This window comes from Rhizorhabdus sp. P4_G6, from assembly GCF_056401045.1.
Genome location: NZ_JBFUKC010000001.1, coordinates 191,769 through 209,468 on the forward strand (window position 1 = coordinate 191,769; position 17,700 = coordinate 209,468).

Consider the following 17,700-nt stretch of genomic DNA (forward strand, 5'->3'; position numbering starts at 1 on the left):
GCTGCCACCGGTCAGTGACGGACGGCGACTTCCGTCCCGTCGGGGCTGGTTGYGCCCCGAAGGGTGAGAGCCAACTCGTCCGCCTCGGTCCAGTCGATCGCCGTAAGCTTGCCCGCCAGGGCCAGCGCCAGCACTTCATCGACATGGCTCACCGGGATGATCGTCAGCCCCTCGCGGATATTGGCCGGGATCTCGACAAGATCCTTTTCATTCTCCTTGGGGATGAGAACGGTGGTGATGCCGCCGCGCAGCGCCGCCAGTAGTTTCTCCTTGAGGCCGCCGATCGGCAGCACCCGGCCGCGCAGCGTCACCTCGCCGGTCATCGCGATCTCCTTGCGCACCGGGATACCGGTCAAGGTCGAGACGATGGCGGTGGTGATACCGATGCCCGCCGAAGGGCCATCTTTCGGAACCGCGCCCTCGGGCAAATGGATATGGATGTCCTTGCGGCCGATCAGGCTCGGCTTGATGCCGTAGGCCGGCGCGCGCGCCTTGACGAAGCTGAACGCCGCCTGGACGCTTTCCTTCATCACATCGCCAAGCTTACCGGTGGTGCTGATGCCGCCCTTGCCGGTGACCGTCACCGCCTCGATCGTCAGTAGCTCGCCGCCGACCTCGGTCCAGGCAAGCCCGGTGACAGCGCCCACCTGGTCCTCTTCCTCGCCAATGCCGAAGCGGAACTTCCGCACGCCGGCGAAGTCGGACAGGTTATCCGGCGTGATCACCACCCGGCTCTCCTTGCCTTCCAGGATCCTGCGCAGGCTCTTGCGTGCCAGCTTCGCGATCTCGCGTTCGAGCGTGCGGACGCCGGCCTCGCGGGTATAATAGCGGATCAGGTCGCGCAGGCCCTCGTCGGTGAGCTCGAACTCGGCGGGTTTCAGGCCATGCGCCTCGATCTGCTTGTCGAGCAGATGCGCCTTGGCGATCTCGACCTTCTCATCCTCGGTATAGCCTTCGAGCCGGATGATCTCCATGCGATCGAGCAATGGCTGCGGCAGATTCAGGCTGTTCGCGGTGCACACGAACATCACATCCGAAAGATCGATATCGATCTCCAGATAATGATCCTGGAAGCGGCTGTTCTGCTCCGGATCGAGCACCTCGAGCAACGCCGACGCCGGATCGCCGCGGAAATCCTGGCCAAGCTTGTCGATCTCATCGAGCAGGAACAGCGGGTTCGAGGCGCCGGCCTTCTTCAGGTTGGTCACGATCTTGCCCGGCAGCGAGCCGATATAGGTGCGGCGATGGCCGCGGATTTCGGCTTCGTCGCGCACGCCACCGAGCGACTGGCGGACGAATTCGCGGCCGGTTGCCTTGGCGATCGAGCGGCCGAGCGAGGTCTTGCCGACGCCGGGAGGACCGACGAGGCACAGGATCGGCCCCTTGAGCTTGTTGGTGCGCGCCTGCACGGCGAGATATTCGACGATGCGATCCTTGACCTTTTCGAGGCCATGATGATCGGCATCGAGCACCGCCTGCGCCGCCGCGATGTCCTTCTTGAGCTTCGACTTCTTGCCCCAGGGCAGGCCAAGCAGCACATCGAGATAGTTGCGCACGACGGTGGCCTCTGCAGACATCGGCGCCATTGTCCGCAGCTTCTTCAGCTCGGCATTGGCCTTGCCGCGAGCCTCCTTGGACAGCTTGAGCTTGGCGATCTTGCCGGCAAGTTCCGCCAGTTCGTCGCCGGCGTCCTCGCCCTCGCCGTTGCCCAGTTCACGCTGGATCGCCTTGAGCTGCTCGTTGAGATAATATTCGCGCTGGGTCTTCTCCATCTGCCGCTTCACGCGGCTGCGGATCTTCTTCTCGACCTGGAGCACACCCAGTTCGCCCTCCATCAGGGCGAACGCCATTTCGAGCCGCTTGGCGGGATCGAGTTCGACAAGCAGCGCCTGCTTGTCCGATACCTTGATCGAGATGTTCGCGGCGACCGCATCCGCGAGCTTGGCGGCGTCTTCGATCTGGCCGAGCTGGACCGACGTCTCCGCCGGCAGCTTCTTGTTGAGGCGTGCGTAGTTCTCGAACTGGTCGATCACCGACCGCATCAGCGCCGACACTTCGGTACCTTCGGCCTCGGCTTCCTCGATCAGCTCGACGGTCGCGGTGAGATGCGACTCTCCGCTCGACAGCTCGTCCAGGCGCGCGCGCTGCTTGCCTTCGACCAGGACGCGCACGGTGCCGTCCGGCAGCTTGAGGAGTTGGAGAACGGTCGCCACCACGCCCAGGTCGTAGAGCGCGTCTCGATCGGGATCGTCCTCCGCCGGATCAAGCTGGGCGACCAGGAAAATAGACTTGTCGGCGGCCATCGCGCTTTCCAGCGCGGCCACCGATTTCTCGCGTCCAACGAACAGCGGCACGATCATGTGGGGGAAAACGACGATATCGCGCAATGGCAATACGGGCAGATTCTCAGTCATGTATTCTCCGATCGGAGCGCCGCCAGGCGCATCGCTTGGCACCTATATGGGCCCGCCCATCTTCATGATCAATGAACAGCGACATGGCATGCGTCCACATTGTATTTTTCCGCGCGCGCAGTAAGGCCGCGGCGTGACTTCCATCGATTCCAGCCAGACCGGCGGGCCGCGCCCGAGCCAGCGCGACTCCAGCATCGACATATTGCGCGGACTGGCGCTGATCACCATTACGATCAACCACATAACCGGGTTCACCGACCGGATGCACATGGTCGGGATGCAGTTCCCGACACTGACGCTATGGGGCTTTTCCAGCGCGGCCGAAGTGTTTTTCCTGCTTTCCGGCTATCTGGTCGGCGCTGTCTATCTGCGTGCCGACCGGGACGTGACGCTACGCGGATTCGCCGCGAAGGTATGGCCACGGGCCGGCAAGCTCTATGTCTACAATCTCGGCCTGTTCCTGGTGCTGCTGCCGCTGTGCATCGAATCCGCCGACCTGGCCCGGCTGAGCTTCTACAGCTGGTTCATCCAGCGAGGGCCGGCCTCCTTGATCGACTTCCTGATCCTCTACATCCAACCGTACTGCCTGGAGATTCTTGTCACCTATATGGCGCTGCTCGCCACCGCGCCGCTCTTCGCACTGCTGCTGCGGGTCCATGTACTACTCGGGCTGCTCGCCTCGATCGGGCTCTACTGGTTCGCGCATGAGAATGCCTGGTTCAACATTATTGGCGGCTCGCCCGTCGGCGACTGGCTGTGGAACTTCAACCCTGCATCCTGGCAGTTACTGTTCTTCGGCGCGATGACAGCCGGCCGCTACCGGCTGCTGGCGAGAATGGAGCGGCGCGCTGAAGGCGACTGGCGCTGGCTGGTGCCGCCGGTCCTGATCTTCGCGGGGCTTACCATATTGTTCCTGGCCCAGGGCTGGTTCTCGTTCGAGGTCCTGTACCAGAGCAAGATCAGGATCGGGCCGATCCGGGTGGCGCACGCGATGTCGGTCTGCTGGCTGATCATGAGCATCTTGTGGATGTGGCCGCGCCTGCAGCGGCTATGGCTGATGCGGCAGTTTGCGATAATCGGGTCCAATTCGCTGCAGACTTTCGTCGTGTGCGTAGCGCTCAGCTATGCGGCGGGCTTTCTCTGGATCGAATATCTGCCGACCCATGCCGCCTATATCAGTCTCTGCATCGGCAGCGCGATCCTGCTCGGCATCTTCGCCAATCTCTATATGCGCTGGAAGGTTCAGCACCGCTGAGGTCGGCTGCCTGCCAGCGCGTGACGAGTTAATCTTGCGCTGCCCCAATCCACCCTGCCCTTGCCTTTCGCGGGCCCCGCGCGCATTGGGAGCGCCCTAAAAGGAAGTGGGACTGGGAATGGCGACGAACTGGACGCCCCAAAGCTGGCGTCAACAAAAAGCGGTGCAGATGCCGGATTATCCGGACGCGACGGCATTGGCTGCGGCCGAGAACGAACTGTCGAGCTATCCGCCGCTGGTGTTCGCGGGCGAGGCGCGCGAACTGACCGCGACGCTGGCCGAGGTCGCGGCCGGCAAGGCCTTCCTGCTGCAGGGCGGCGATTGCGCTGAGAGCTTCGCCGAGTTCCACCCCAACAACATCCGCGACACGTTCCGCGTCATCCTCCAGATGGCGGTTGTACTGACCTATGCTTCCAAAATGCCGATCGTGAAGGTCGGCCGCATGGCGGGCCAGTTCGCCAAGCCGCGGTCTACGCCGACCGAGGAGCAGGGCGACGTGTCGCTGCCGAGCTACCGCGGCGACATCATCAACGACATCGCTTTCGAAGCGGCAGGCCGTACTCCGGACCCGCGGCGCATGATCCGCGCCTACAGCCAGTCGGCCGCGACGCTCAACCTGCTGCGCGCCTTCGCCCAGGGCGGCTATGCCAATCTCCACCAGGTTCATGCCTGGACGCTCGACTTCATGGGCCGCAGCCCCTGGGCGGCACAATATGGCGAGGTGGCGAGCCGGATCGGCGACGCGCTCGACTTCATGGCCGCGTGCGGGATCAATCCGGAGACGGTGCCGCAACTCAAGGGCACCCAGTTCTACACCAGCCATGAAGCGCTGCTGCTCCCCTATGAGCAGGCGCTGACCCGAGAGGACAGCCTGACCGGCAATTATTTCGATTGCTCGGCCCACTTCCTGTGGATCGGCGACCGCACCCGCTTCGAGGGCTCGGCGCATGTCGAATTCCTGCGTGGCGTCGGCAATCCGATCGGCCTCAAATGTGGTCCGAGTCTCGAACCCGACGTGTTGCTGCGCCTGCTGGACACGCTCGACCCTGGCCGCCAGCCGGGCCGCATCACGCTGATCACCCGCTATGGGCATGACAAGATCGAGAAGCATCTGCCCACGCTGGTCCGCGCCGTTAAGCGTGAAGGCCGCCAGGTGGTGTGGTCCTGCGACCCGATGCACGGCAACGTCGTCAAGGCGGGCAACGGCTACAAGACCCGGCCGTTCGACCGCATCCTGGCCGAAGTGCGCGGCTTTTTCGCGGTCCATCGCGCCGAGGGCACGCATGGCGGCGGCATTCATGCTGAGATGACGGGCCAGAACGTCACCGAATGCACCGGCGGCGCCATGGCGGTGACCGACGAGAATCTCGCCGATCGCTATCACACCCATTGCGATCCCCGGCTCAACGCCGGCCAGAGCATCGAACTGGCGTTCCTGCTAGCCGAGATGCTCAATCAGGAGATGAAGGAGCGCGATCGGGCAGCCGCCTGATCGCGCTCCAACCGGCCAGAGCGATAGGCTCGGCCCGTTCAACCAGAACCGGGTCGAGTCGCGCTTCTTTTGATCTGCAGTGACGTCCGGGCCGCAGGTGATGCGGCCCGACCCGAGTTCATTTTAATCCGCTCTGGCGGCAGGCAGGCGCCAGGGCTCTTCGAGCCGGGCTTCGACCAATTGCAGCATATGGTCCAGCTTGCGCACCGCCTGATCGTCACAGAGGCGGACCGCGTCCGAAATCTGGCTGACGAGCGCGCCGATGGCGCCGGTGCCATGCACCAGCATGAGGCTCTCCGCCTCGTCCTGCCATATGAGCTCTGCCTCCATCCTCCGAGCTTAGCGGTGCCGGCCGGGGAGGCCAGTGCGTAGATTCACGGAAAGCATGGCGGAGCGGGAATAGCGCTTTTCGACCATGGAAAGCGCTCGCTTCCGATCCGCCTTGACTTGCCCCACCCCGCCCCATAATGACGCCGCTCCGCTCGCACGGCCCCTTCGTCTAGCGGTCTAGGACGTCGCCCTCTCACGGCGAAAACACGGGTTCGAGTCCCGTAGGGGTCACCAAGCCTTAAGGACGTCAAGCTCACCGACGCAGACATCCCGGCGTCGCGCAGGTATTCGCCGCCTCGCCGCGTCCGGGAGGGCATGAAATGGCGAGCGTATTCCAGATCCCAACCGCCACCAGCGCGGTAGAGCGCATCCTGTCTCGCTTGGACCGCAAGCAGATCGAGGACTTCATTGAGGTGGCGATCAGCCTGCTCGCTGTCGCCAATGATCCCGATAGGGAGGACGACGACCCGGCGGAAGATGATGATCCCGCAGGCGGCAGCGTCGATGATGAGGGCGAGAAGACCTATATCGCCCGCATCCTGCCTCGCTCGCGATTCTCGGCGCGGTTGCCGAGTTCGAAAACGACATCAGACGAGAGCGGCAGCGTAACGGGATCGAGAAGGCTAGGGAGCGCGGGACCTACTGCGGCTGGCCGCCGAACATATCCGTCAACGGCATAGAAGCTCTACGGGCCAATCAAGTAGGAGCAACTGAGATCGCCAAACGACTGGGCATCTCCAGAGCGAGCGTTTATCGACTATTGAAGACTTCCCCGAGGGCTAAATAAAGTCTGCAGCATTAAAGGCGCTCGATCCGACATTTGCCACAAGGATCGCTGAGTCCGCCGTCGCTCCGCCGTTGCTGGAATAGAACACATAGGTGTCGGTACCGACTCCCAGCACAGCAATCTCTCCATTGCCTTCGCGAGCGTCGAACAGCTGCTGTGCGGCCGTAGCTGCAGCCATGAGACTCGATCGCGCTGCTCCGGTGAGCACGATGGCGGGGGTATAACCCACCGAGATGCGATCAGTACCGTCGACAAAGTCGGTGATGCGGTCAGGGCCTGCGACCACGGTCGATGCCTGGCCGGACACCATGAAGATGTCTGAGCCTGCGCCCCCCGTGAGGGTGTCGGTGCCGAGATCTCCGGACAGAAGATCGTTGCCGGTGCCGCCAACGACCAGGTCATTGCCCTGCCCACCCCGCAGCGAATCGTTACCGTCACCGCCGTCGATCGTGTCGTTGCCGAGGTTCCCGTTGGCAGTGTCATTGCCACCGCTGCCGCGGATCAAATCATCGTCGCGGCCGCCCTGGATGCGATCCGAACCATCGCCTCCGTCTAGCGTGTCATTCGCGGCATTGCCCTGGAGATAATCGCTGCCGCCGCCCCCTGAGAGGCTGTCGGCGCCATCGCTGCCACCGCTCGCGCTCTGACCGTAGAGATGGTCATTACCCGCGCCTCCCTCCAGCGTATCCGTACCCGCTCCCCCGAACAAATTGTCGTGTCCGTCATCGCCGCCAAGCGAATCGGAGCCGTCATCACCCAGGAGATAGTCATTACCCGTTCGTCCGATCAGAACATTGTTCAGCGTATTGCCCACGATAAGATCGTCGCTAGCTGAGCCGTTAGCATTTTCATATTCGCCATAAAGCCAACGTAGACTGTCAGGGTTTCCCCCATTCAATATAGTTGTTTCAGCATCTAGCTGACTCATCACGATGCCTACCAGATGATCAGCTCCGGTGATGGACACACCCAGGTTGATGTAGACGCCATCCTCGTAGAATTGGGCTTCGATCGTGTCAATTCCGCCCTTATCGAAATACGTACGATACCCAATATTCCCGGCTTCTATGATGTCATTTCCCGCCCCACTAGTCCCAGAACCTTCACCATATACCTGTTGAAGAGCGATCACATCCAAGATCATCGGAGTATATGCGTTGAGATACGGGTCCTCATGTTCATCATCATAGGACATGATGGTGAAATATTCTTTGTTCAGGCTAGCGCCGCTGGTGATTGAAAACCCCAGCTTCTGAAAGCCGGCGCTTACAAGGGCTGAAAAGTCGGACGTGACTTGGTCAACGCCGAACGATGAGACAAACGGGTGGGACAAGCCGAAAGAATGTCCCAACTCATGCATCAGGACCTCCTTGACCTTGCTGAACTCGCCGAAGGAGAGATCTTCGCCAAAAATTGACGAGTCCGGATTTATAAAGATGTCACCCCGGGAACCGGAGTATCCAAAGCTGTCCGTGGCCAAGGCGGATTCGCCGAGTATGTCCGGATTGGAAGGGCGGTAGAACGTGATGTTGATATCGGAGAGATCGAACGGGCCGACGCTTGATGGATCGGCGATTGAACTGATCGAGGTCGTATCGTAGTCGACTACCGTGGCGAAGTTCAGGTTCGCGAACTGCTGGAATACTCCTAAGATTCCTTGAATGTTGGACAGATTGGTAGACTGCCACGGGACCTCATTGTCGAGCCCGAGGGCGTAGGGTCCAGTGGCAAATCCGTCCGACACGCTGACGCGGATCTGGCCATTGATGCGGAAGTCACTGATCCCGCTTGCATCAAGATTGAACATCGCGCGCGTGAACAGCGAAGTTGGAGTGTATGCTGAATAAAGCGCCATCCAACTGCCCCCGGTCGATCCCTAATGCCCCGACCCCTTGGTTGGCCCCAGGGTCTCGCCAGTGTCAACGATGGCGCTGAAACGAATCCTCCGATTTGGATGATGTGTGACGCGCGCGGATTATTGGATGGACCTGAACCAACTGCGAGACAAGTTGGCGGATCAGGCGTGACCCTTCATGAAGATCGACGCCAGTTCCCGCTCGTTCAGCGGTTCGATGAACTTGCAACCGGCTTCGAAATCCTTCGACCAGATCACGCTTGCGCGCACGATGTCGGCATTGGGCAGCTTCAGCGTAATCTTGGTACCGCGCGGCAGGTCGCAAAACACTTCCAGCCGGGCGCCGCGCGTCGTAACGTCGAGCACGCGGCACAGCGCACGCTCAGGGCGGCCGCCGGTGCCGTAACGCGCCCGCACATCAGCGGGGAGCCGCTCCTCGCCGCGGCGATGTTCCAACACGGTAACCTCTGATGAAAACATCCGCATTCCTTCCGCGATGGAAGCATGCCTAACACGGCGTTTATTACTGCGCGGTAAAACGCTACCGGAATGACCGTTGCAGCCAGTCGATTATCGCAATGTCAGCAAGGCGCGCACGCCCAAGCTGTCGATGCCGCGATTTTGCCGGCTGAAAATGGTGGCGTGGCTGAGGTGTATCCAGGACGCCTCGACAGACATATGCTCGTTGGCCCGCCAGCCCAGCGCCAATTCCGGCTCGAAGGTGACGGGTGAACCAAGATCAACCCGCCGCCCCTCGCGATAGGCACGCGATGGCCCGTCGTTGACCGAAACGCCGATCCCGGGCCGAACATAGACCCGCGTTCCGAATGTCCAGTTGAGTCCCGCAGCGACATAGTCGGTCCCCCCGTTCAGGCTTTTCGAAACCAGCAGATGCGGCGCGGGCCGGCCGATTGATCGAAACGACTGGATGGGATCGCCGATCCATCCGGCCTTGATGTCCTGTCCGGTTTCGAACTTGGTTTCGGACATAGTAACATCGTGCTGATACACGCCGAGCCACAGCTGGTCTGCGCGTGCGCCGGATGCCAATGGAAGCAGGGCGATGGTCAGCGCGGCAGGAATTGCTTTCATCGCGGGCACAACGCGCACCGCTCGTGACCGATCCATGCCATCACAGCAACAATCACCCCCTGGAAAGGCGCACTGCCGATCCGGCAACAGAGTCTTAATCTATGTGGCTGTGATCAGTTCGGGAAAACCTAAACTTCAGGCAGATATCCGTGGGAGCGGCACATGTCGAAACGGCACGGCGCCAGGCACAAGCTCGATCGCAGAATCGCTGAGCATATCTGGGGGCGCGCCAGGAGCCCGGTCAATACCCGCCCCTATAGCCCCGGCCAACATGGCCAGCGCCGCAAGAGCAAGATCTCGGACTATGGCCTCGAGCTGAAGGCCAAGCAGAAGCTCAAAGGCTATCATGGCAAGTTCCATTCGCGCTGATCAACGCTTCGTCCGGCTTTCCGGCAGAATCGATGGCCCTTGCAGTCTTTTGCTCCTCCCATTTGGCCGTGCTCACCGAGACATGATCTCCTTCAAGTTCGAACCGCCCGGGCGCTTTCGTCACGGCGGTATCGGGCCGGGTCGAGCTGAAGGTGCACGCTCGGGAATGTCGATCGTCGACGGCTCGCGTCGTGCGTTTCTGTAGAGGCAGCAAAGGCACATCCGCATGAAGCAGTTGACCGAGGAGCATATGTCCATCCTTCGCCGCCATATGGTCGAGGTGATCGAGATCGAATATGACCTGATGAGCGAGGAAATCGGGCATCTGCGCCCCGCCCCGCCGATTCGCGCCGCCCTGCTCAAGGTACCGCGTCACCATTTCGTACCGCTTCAGTTCACCCTGATGGCCTATCAGGACCGCCCGCTGCCGATCGGCTTCGACAAGACGATCTCACAGCCCTTCATGTCGGCCCTGATGGTCGACATGCTCGAACTCACCCCCGCCTCCAAGGTGCTCGAAGTGGGCACCGGCTTGGGCTATCAGACCGCCCTGCTCGCCGAACTGGCAGGAGAGGTCTGGAGCGTCGATGTGGTGGAGGAATTCATCGCCACGGCGGCATCGCTTCTGGAGCAGTTCGACTATGCCAATATCAGCCTTCGGGTGGGCGACGGAACGCGCGGCTGGGCGGACGCGGCGCCCTTCGACGCGATATTGGTCAGCGCCGCAGCGCGTGAAATCCCCGAGGCGCTGATCCGCCAGCTCAAGCCCGGCGGCCGCCTTGTCCTGCCCGTCGGAGACGAAAACGGGCAACGGCTCGCCCAGATCCGCTGGGACGGCAGCAGCCAAGCTTCGGTACGCGAGATCATGGGCGTGCTGTTCACGCAGCTGGAAACCCTGTGACGCACCGGCACCGCGATCCAGTGAATGCCTTCATTCATCCTCGTCATCCGGATCGGTGGATCCGAACGAACTCTCTTCGTCATCATGGACAGGCTCGCCCGCGAAGGCATCAAAGTCGAGGCGGCCGCTTGCGATCATATCGTTCATCTTTTCCACCAGATCGGGCACATCGTCCGGAATCAGCGACGCCGGATTGGACCCGCTCCCACGCTCGGTGTCGATGACCGCGAGATGCTCGATGTCGAGCGCGTCGGATGCGACATCCTGCGCCTGCCCTTCATCGCGCTGCTCGCTGTTGGGTTCGATATCGGCGGGATCACGTGGCATCATGGGAAAGTCCTCCTGCGGTGCTAAACTGCGGGAGGTTTTCCCGGTTCCGAGGGATGTCGAATGCAGGGCTCGATCCCGTCCGGATTGTTCTGCGGGCCGGGCAGCTCCCGCATGCGAAGCTTCTCCCTGCCGGGGGCGGCGGCGGGCCAGTCCACCTCCTCCAGCTTCAAGACGCGTTCTTCGCGACCAGCGGCTATCCGCCGCATCCGCTCCGGCCGGGCCTGGGTCATCGGACATATGCGCTTGCAGCCGTGTTGCTGGCCTTCGTCGGCCTGATGCCTTCGGCCGCGATTCGCCGGAGCGGCACCCTCCGTTCATCGAGTAGCCAAGGCGCGTCGCGGCTTGCGCGATCTGGCTACGCAACATGATTGCTGAAAGCTGCGCTAGTTGGGCAAGGGACTTTTGTAGGCTTCACTCCGCGGGTCATATATGTATAGCAGCCACCGCGAAGGTCCGTCGGTACGGACCAGGGGGAGCTTGCCGCCGGATGACCTATCCGCCGAATCAGGGTTTGTACGATTTCCGCAATGAACATGATGCTTGCGGCGTCGGGTTCATCGCCAACATCCGTGGCGCCAAGTCCAACACGGTCGTACAGCGCGGCCTCGAGATCCTCCTCAAGATCGACCATCGCGGTGCCGTGGGCGCGGATCCGCTGCTCGGCGATGGCGCCGGTATCCTGATCCAGATCCCGGATGCGCTGCTGCGCGACTGGGCGGCCGGCGCCGGCCTCACCCTTCCGCCCGCCGGTGATTATGCGGTCGCTATGTGCTTCCTGCCGCAAAATGATTCCGCGCGCGCATTCGGCATCGCGCATTTCGAGAAGTTGATCGTCAAGGAAGGCCAAAGCCTGATCGGCTGGCGCGACGTGCCCGTCGACACGACCGGCCTGGGTCAGGCCGTTCTCGATGAGATGCCGGTCATCCGGCAAGCCATCATCGGCCGCGGCCCGGACTGCGCCGATCAGGATGCTTTCGAGCGCAAGCTGCTCTCAATCCGCAAGCAAACCCAGAATCCGCTCGCCGAACTCGAAGCCACGCACGGCCTGCCGGGTCTCACCGACTTCTACATGCCGTCCTTTTCGAGCCGCACGGTCGTCTATAAGGGGCTGCTGCTCGCCGGCCAGGTCGGCAGCTTCTATCGCGACCTCGGTGATCCGCTCACCACCTCGGCGATCGCACTGGTCCACCAGCGCTTCTCGACCAACACCTTCCCAAGCTGGAAGCTGGCGCACCCCTATCGCTTCATCGCCCACAATGGCGAGATCAATACGGTGCGCGGCAACGTCAACTGGATGAACGCGCGCCGCCGCACCATGGAATCGGAGCTGCTGGGCTCCGATCTCGACAAGATGTGGCCGATCATCCCGCACGGCCAGTCGGACACCGCCTGCCTGGACAATGCGCTCGATCTTCTCGTCGCCGGCGGCTACTCGCTCGCCCATGCGGTGATGATGCTCATTCCCGAAGCCTGGGCGGGCAATCCGATGATGGATCCGGCACGGAAGGCCTTCTACGAATATCACGCCGCGCTGATGGAGCCATGGGATGGCCCCGCCGCCGTCGCCTTCACCGACGGCCGCCAGATCGGCGCCACGCTCGATCGCAACGGCCTGCGGCCGGCGCGCTTCTGCGTGACTGACGACGATCATGTCGTGATGGCCTCCGAGTCGGGCGTGCTGCCAATCCCCGAGGAGAACATCGTCCGCAAATGGCGGCTGCAGCCGGGCAAGATGCTGCTGATCGACATGGAGCAGGGCCGAATCATCGAGGACGAAGAGATCAAGGCCAGCCTTGCCAGCGCCAAGCCTTATGCCAAGTGGTTGGAGGCGGCGCAGTACAAGCTCAAGGATCTCGAGGCGCTGGAGACGGCCGAGGCTCCCGCCCTGCCGAATGATCCCCAGACCCTGCTCGATCGCCAGCAGGCGTTCGGCTACACGCAGGAGGATATTGCCAAGTTCCTCGAGCCGATGGCCCGCAACGGCGAGGATCCGATCGGGTCGATGGGAACCGACACGCCGATCGCGGTGCTCTCGAGCAAGTCGCGGCTGCTCTACGATTATTTCAAGCAGAACTTCGCTCAGGTCACCAACCCGCCGATCGATCCGATCCGCGAGGAGCTGGTCATGTCGCTGGTGTCGATGATCGGTCCGCGTCCCAACCTGCTGGGGCGCCAGGCCGGCACCCACAAGCGTCTTGAGGTCGATCAGCCGATCCTCACCAACGGGGATCTGGCCAAGATCCGTTCGGCCGAGGCCCAACTCGACGGCGCCTTCCGCACCCAGACGATCGACATCACCTGGGAGGCTGCAGCCGGTGCTGCCGGACTTGCCGCTGCGATCAAGGAAATGTGCTGGGCCGCCACCGAAGCTGTCCTGGCCGACAAGAATATCCTGATCCTGTCCGATCGGGCGCAGGATGCGCACCGCATCGCGATGCCATCGCTGCTGGCGACCGCGGCTGTCCACCATCATCTCGTCAAGCAGGGGCTGCGCATGCAGACCGGCCTGGTCGTCGAGAGCGGCGAAGCGCGCGAGGTCCACCATTTCTGCGTCCTCGCGGGCTATGGCGCGGAAGCGGTGAACCCGTATCTCGCCTTCGACACGCTCGAAGAGATCCGCGTCCGCCAGGCGCTGCCGCTGTCCGGCTACGAGGTTCGGAAGAACTATATCAAGGCTGTCGGCAAGGGCATTCTCAAGGTCATGTCCAAGATGGGCATCTCGACCTATCAGAGCTATTGCGGCGCACAGATCTTCGACGCGATCGGGCTGTCCTCGTCGTTCGTCGAACGCTATTTCACGGGCACGGCGACCACCATCGAAGGCATTGGCCTTGCCGAGATCGCGGTGGAGACAGTCCGCCGCCACGCCGCTGCCTATGGCGACAATCCGATCTATCGCAACATGCTCGATGTGGGCGGGGTCTATGGCTATCGCGTCCGTGGCGAGGACCATGCCTGGACGCCCGAAAACATCGCCTCGCTTCAACATGCGGTGCGCGGCAACAGCCAGGATCGCTACGCCGAGTTCGCCCGGTCGATCAACGAGCAGAGCGAGCGGCTGCTGACGATCCGCGGTCTGATGCGGCTGAAGCCGGCCGATCGCCCGATCGATATCAGCGAAGTCGAGCCGGCGTCGGAGATCGTCAAGCGCTTCGCCACGGGCGCAATGAGCTTCGGCTCGATCTCACGCGAGGCGCACACCACGCTGGCGGTGGCGATGAACCGCATTGGCGGCCGCTCCAACACCGGCGAAGGCGGCGAGGAGCCGGATCGCTTCGTGCCGCTGGCCAACGGCGATTCGATGCGCTCGGCCATCAAGCAGGTCGCCTCGGGCCGGTTCGGCGTCACCGCCGAATATCTGGTCAATGCCGACGACATCCAGATCAAGATGGCGCAGGGCGCCAAGCCCGGCGAAGGCGGCCAGCTGCCCGGCGACAAGGTCGACAAGAACATCGCCAAGGTGCGCCACTCGACCCCCGGCGTTGGCCTGATCTCGCCCCCGCCGCACCATGACATCTATTCGATCGAGGATCTGGCGCAGCTCATCCATGACCTGAAGAACGTCAACACCGGTGCGCGGATCTCGGTGAAGCTCGTCTCCGAGGTTGGAGTCGGCACGGTCGCTGCCGGTGTCTCGAAGGCGCGCGCCGACCATGTGACGATCTCCGGCTATGAAGGCGGCACCGGCGCCTCGCCGCTCACATCGCTGACCCACGCCGGCAGCCCATGGGAGATAGGCCTGGCCGAAACCCAGCAGACCCTGCTGCTCAATGGCCTGCGCAGCCGTATCGCGGTGCAGGTCGACGGCGGCATCCGCACCGGCCGCGACGTCGCGATCGGCGCGCTGCTCGGTGCCGACGAGTTCGGCTTCGCAACCGCGCCGCTGATCGCCGCCGGCTGCATCATGATGCGCAAATGCCATCTCAACACCTGTCCGGTCGGCGTCGCCACGCAGGATCCGGTATTGCGCGCGCGCTTCACCGGCCAGCCAGAGCACGTCATCAACTACTTCTTCTTCGTCGCCGAGGAACTGCGCGCGATCATGGCCGAGATGGGCTTCCGCACGGTTCAGGAGATGGTCGGCCGGGTCGATCGGCTCGAAACCCGCGCCGCGCTGGATCACTGGAAGGCGCATGGGATCGATCTCAGCCGCCTGCTCCACCAGGCGCAACCGGCGATGGGCAACACGCTGCACCATTCCAAGTTCCAGGACCATGGCCTCGACGGGGCGCTCGACAACGACCTGATCGCCGCTGCGGCGCCCGCGCTCGAACGTGGCGAGCATGTCGTGATCGAGCGGCCGGTGCTGAACGTCAATCGTACCGTCGGCGCGATGCTGTCGGGCGAAGTGGCGCGGCGCTACGGACATGCCGGACTGCCGGAAAACAGCATCACCATCCGCCTTACCGGCGTCGCCGGGCAGAGCTTCGGCGCGTTCCTCGCCCATGGCGTCACGCTCGAACTGACCGGCGATGGCAATGACTATGTCGGCAAGGGACTTTCCGGCGGCCGCGTCGTCGTCCGCCAGCCTGGGCATGTCAGCCGCGATCCACTGGAGAATATCATCGTCGGCAATACGGTGCTGTACGGCGCGATCGCCGGCGAAGCCTATTTCCAGGGCGTCGCCGGCGAGCGCTTCGCCGTGCGCAACTCGGGCGCAATCGCGGTGGTAGAGGGCACCGGCGATCATGGCTGCGAATATATGACCGGCGGCGTCGTCGCGGTGCTGGGCCAGACCGGGCGCAACTTCGCCGCTGGTATGTCGGGGGGCATCGCCTATGTGCTCGACGTCGATGGCCGCTTCCGCGACCGCTGCAATCCGGCGATGGTCGATGTCGAGCCCATCAACGCTGCCCCCGACGCGGATGAGGGTACGGGCCGGCCGCAGCAGCGCCCCGCAAGCGTCCACGATTATGGCATGGGCGACATGCTCCGCCATGACGCGGATCGGTTGCGCATCCTGCTCGAGCGACATCATCTGCACACCGGCAGCGCCCAGGCGCGTGCCCTCCTCGACGACTGGCAGACCACCATCACCCGGTTCGTGAAGGTGATGCCGCGAGACTATCGCCGCGCGCTGCAGCAGCTGGAGGCCGAGCGCCTCGCTGCCGCTGATATCGCCGCGGAATGACCGGAGAATAAAGATGGGCAAGGCAACCGGTTTTCTCGAGATCGAGCGCAAGGAGCGCAGCTATCTGAAGCCTGCGGAGCGGCTGAAGACCTGGAACGAGTTCGTCCTGCCAATGCCGGACAAGGAACTGCGAGATCAGGCTTCCCGCTGCATGAATTGCGGCATCCCGTTCTGCCATACCGGCTGTCCGGTGAACAACATCATCCCGGACTGGAACCATCTGGTCTATGAGTCCGATTGGAAGAACGCACTTGAAGTGCTTCATTCAACAAATAATTTTCCGGAATTTACCGGCCGCATCTGCCCTGCGCCGTGCGAGGCGGCATGCACGCTGAACATCCAGGACACACCGGTCGCGATAAAGTCGATCGAATGCGCTATCGTCGATCGGGGATGGGAGGAAGGCTGGATCGTACCAATGCCGCCGGCTCGCAAGACCGGCAAGTCGGTGGCCGTCGTGGGATCGGGACCCGCCGGCATGGCATGCGCGCAGCAACTCGCCCGCGCCGGACATAGCGTCACGCTGTTCGAGAAGAACGATCGGATGGGAGGCCTGCTCCGTTATGGCATCCCCGACTTCAAGATGGAGAAGCACCTCGTCAATCGGCGCCTGGTGCAGATGGAGGCCGAAGGGATCACCTTTCGCACCAGCACCGAGGTCGGTGTTCAGGTTTCCATCGATTCGCTCCGGGAGAATTTCGACGCGGTCGTGCTTTCCGGCGGCGCTGAAAAGCCGCGCCCGCTGGAGATCCCGGGCTTCGAGCTCCCAGGCGTCCGCTATGCGATGGAATTCCTTACCCAGCAGAACAAGCGTAACGCCGGAGACGACGAACTCCGCGCCGCCCCGCGCGGCACGCTGACCGCGACCGGCAAGCATGTCGTCGTGATCGGCGGGGGTGATACCGGATCGGATTGCGTCGGCACCTCCAACCGCCATGGCGCCGCATCGGTCACCCAGCTGGAGATCATGCCGCGGCCGCCCGAGAAGGAGGCGAAGGCGCTGTCCTGGCCGCATTGGCCACTCAAGCTGCGCACTTCCTCGAGCCACGAGGAAGGCTGTGAGCGCGACTGGTCGGTGGTGACGAAACGCGCCGTCGGGACCAACGGCCAGCTGACCGCGCTCGAATGCATCCGCGTCGAGTGGGTCGGCGGCAAGATGCAGGAAGTMGCCGGCAGCGAGTTCACGCTCAAAGCCGACCTGGTGCTGCTGGCGATGGGCTTTGTCGGCCCCAACACCGCCGGTCTCATCGAACAGGCAGACGTCGAACTCGATGCACGGGGCAATGTGAAGGCGGATACGAGCGGATACGCGACCAGCCAAGACGGCATCTTCGCCTGCGGCGACATGCGCCGCGGTCAAAGTCTGGTCGTGTGGGCAATCCGTGAAGGCCGCCAGTGCGCCCGCGCGGTCGATCTTCACCTGATGGGCAAGAGCGACCTGCCGAGCTGAAAGGTCGGGATAGGGAGGATCTGCTTTCCTAGTCTGATCCGTCAATCCAGCGAAAGCTGGAATCTCGGCAAGGCTCCTGCCTCGACATCTTCTCCTAATGCCTGAGACTCCAGCTTTCGCTGGAGTGACGATAAAAGGGAGGATGCGAAACCCCTTGTCGAACCCGGCCGCGCCCTTATCTTGGTTGCGCGGGCCGGGCCCCTCTGGCGATCGAAACCGATCGTGATGTCGGACCGCATCGAGCAATGCTCGGTGCCGCGGGGTCCCCTCTTCCTCAGCGCCGAGCGCGAAATC

Annotated in this window: 13 protein-coding genes, 1 tRNA gene and 1 pseudogene; 9 read left to right on the forward strand and 6 right to left on the reverse strand. The window is 62.8% G+C overall.

From position 1 onward, the window contains the following. Positions 1-11 precede the first annotated feature (11 nt). Positions 12-2,414: an endopeptidase La gene (lon, locus tag AC1DPF_RS00930; RefSeq protein ID WP_477959228.1), complete on the reverse strand. Its 2,403-nt coding sequence runs from the start codon at positions 2,412-2,414 to the stop codon at positions 12-14. Positions 2,415-2,547: 133 nt separating this feature from the next. Here lon and opgC point away from each other — a divergent pair, with 133 nt between their 5' ends. Next, the gene (opgC, locus tag AC1DPF_RS00935) at positions 2,548-3,669 is read left to right on the forward strand and encodes an OpgC domain-containing protein (RefSeq protein ID WP_477959229.1); all 1,122 of its coding nucleotides are present in this window, start codon (positions 2,548-2,550) and stop codon (positions 3,667-3,669) included. A gap of 118 nt (positions 3,670-3,787) precedes the next feature. Further along, positions 3,788-5,161, forward strand: coding sequence for a class II 3-deoxy-7-phosphoheptulonate synthase (locus AC1DPF_RS00940; RefSeq protein ID WP_477866335.1), 1,374 nt, complete (start codon positions 3,788-3,790; stop codon positions 5,159-5,161). A gap of 123 nt (positions 5,162-5,284) precedes the next feature. Here the strand turns inward: AC1DPF_RS00940 and AC1DPF_RS00945 are convergent, their stop codons facing one another. Then, a complete protein-coding gene (locus tag AC1DPF_RS00945) occupies positions 5,285-5,491 on the reverse strand; it encodes a hypothetical protein (RefSeq protein ID WP_477866333.1) in 207 nt (68 codons plus the stop codon). A gap of 158 nt (positions 5,492-5,649) precedes the next feature. Between AC1DPF_RS00945 and AC1DPF_RS00950 the strand changes: the two genes are divergently transcribed. The 3 genes from AC1DPF_RS00950 (at position 5,650) to AC1DPF_RS00960 (ending at position 6,278) form a co-directional block, all read left to right on the forward strand. Further along, a tRNA-Glu gene (locus AC1DPF_RS00950) sits at positions 5,650-5,725 on the forward strand. Between the two features lie 86 nt (positions 5,726-5,811). Further along, on the forward strand, positions 5,812-6,171 hold the full coding sequence (locus tag AC1DPF_RS00955) for a hypothetical protein (protein ID WP_477866331.1): 360 nt from the start codon (positions 5,812-5,814) through the stop codon (positions 6,169-6,171). Then, positions 6,078-6,278: a helix-turn-helix domain-containing protein gene (locus AC1DPF_RS00960; RefSeq protein ID WP_477866959.1), complete on the forward strand. Its 201-nt coding sequence runs from the start codon at positions 6,078-6,080 to the stop codon at positions 6,276-6,278. The genes AC1DPF_RS00955 and AC1DPF_RS00960 overlap by 94 nt, the downstream gene beginning before the upstream one ends. Here the strand turns inward: AC1DPF_RS00960 and AC1DPF_RS00965 are convergent. The 3 genes from AC1DPF_RS00965 to AC1DPF_RS00975 all read right to left on the reverse strand — a co-directional run bounded on the left by AC1DPF_RS00965 (position 6,271) and on the right by AC1DPF_RS00975 (position 9,261). Continuing rightward, on the reverse strand, positions 6,271-8,133 hold the full coding sequence (locus tag AC1DPF_RS00965) for a M10 family metallopeptidase C-terminal domain-containing protein (RefSeq protein ID WP_477959231.1): 1,863 nt from the start codon (positions 8,131-8,133) through the stop codon (positions 6,271-6,273). The genes AC1DPF_RS00960 and AC1DPF_RS00965 overlap by 8 nt on opposite strands. Before the next feature lie 162 nt (positions 8,134-8,295). After that, positions 8,296-8,613 (reverse strand): PilZ domain-containing protein, encoded by a 318-nt coding sequence (locus AC1DPF_RS00970; protein ID WP_477866327.1) that lies wholly within the window; start codon positions 8,611-8,613, stop codon positions 8,296-8,298. 90 nt (positions 8,614-8,703) lie between these two features. Further along, positions 8,704-9,261 (reverse strand): acyloxyacyl hydrolase, encoded by a 558-nt coding sequence (locus AC1DPF_RS00975; protein ID WP_477959233.1) that lies wholly within the window; start codon positions 9,259-9,261, stop codon positions 8,704-8,706. A 126-nt stretch (positions 9,262-9,387) separates the two neighbouring features. Here AC1DPF_RS00975 and AC1DPF_RS00980 point away from each other — a divergent pair. Further along, positions 9,388-9,576 (forward strand): annotated as a pseudogene (locus AC1DPF_RS00980) (30S ribosomal protein S4); the annotation flags it as partial. A gap of 244 nt (positions 9,577-9,820) precedes the next feature. Beyond that, a complete protein-coding gene (locus tag AC1DPF_RS00985) occupies positions 9,821-10,495 on the forward strand; it encodes a protein-L-isoaspartate(D-aspartate) O-methyltransferase (RefSeq protein WP_477866323.1) in 675 nt (224 codons plus the stop codon). 30 nt (positions 10,496-10,525) lie between these two features. Here the strand turns inward: AC1DPF_RS00985 and AC1DPF_RS00990 are convergent, their stop codons facing one another. Then, positions 10,526-10,825, reverse strand: coding sequence for a hypothetical protein (locus AC1DPF_RS00990; protein WP_477959235.1), 300 nt, complete (start codon positions 10,823-10,825; stop codon positions 10,526-10,528). 487 nt (positions 10,826-11,312) lie between these two features. Here AC1DPF_RS00990 and gltB point away from each other — a divergent pair, with 487 nt between their 5' ends. Further along, positions 11,313-15,956: a glutamate synthase large subunit gene (gene gltB / locus AC1DPF_RS00995; protein ID WP_477959237.1), complete on the forward strand. Its 4,644-nt coding sequence runs from the start codon at positions 11,313-11,315 to the stop codon at positions 15,954-15,956. 13 nt (positions 15,957-15,969) lie between these two features. Beyond that, entirely contained in the window at positions 15,970-17,406 is a 1,437-nt protein-coding gene (locus AC1DPF_RS01000; RefSeq protein WP_477866317.1) for a glutamate synthase subunit beta, read from the forward strand. Positions 17,407-17,700: the final 294 nt, after the last annotated feature.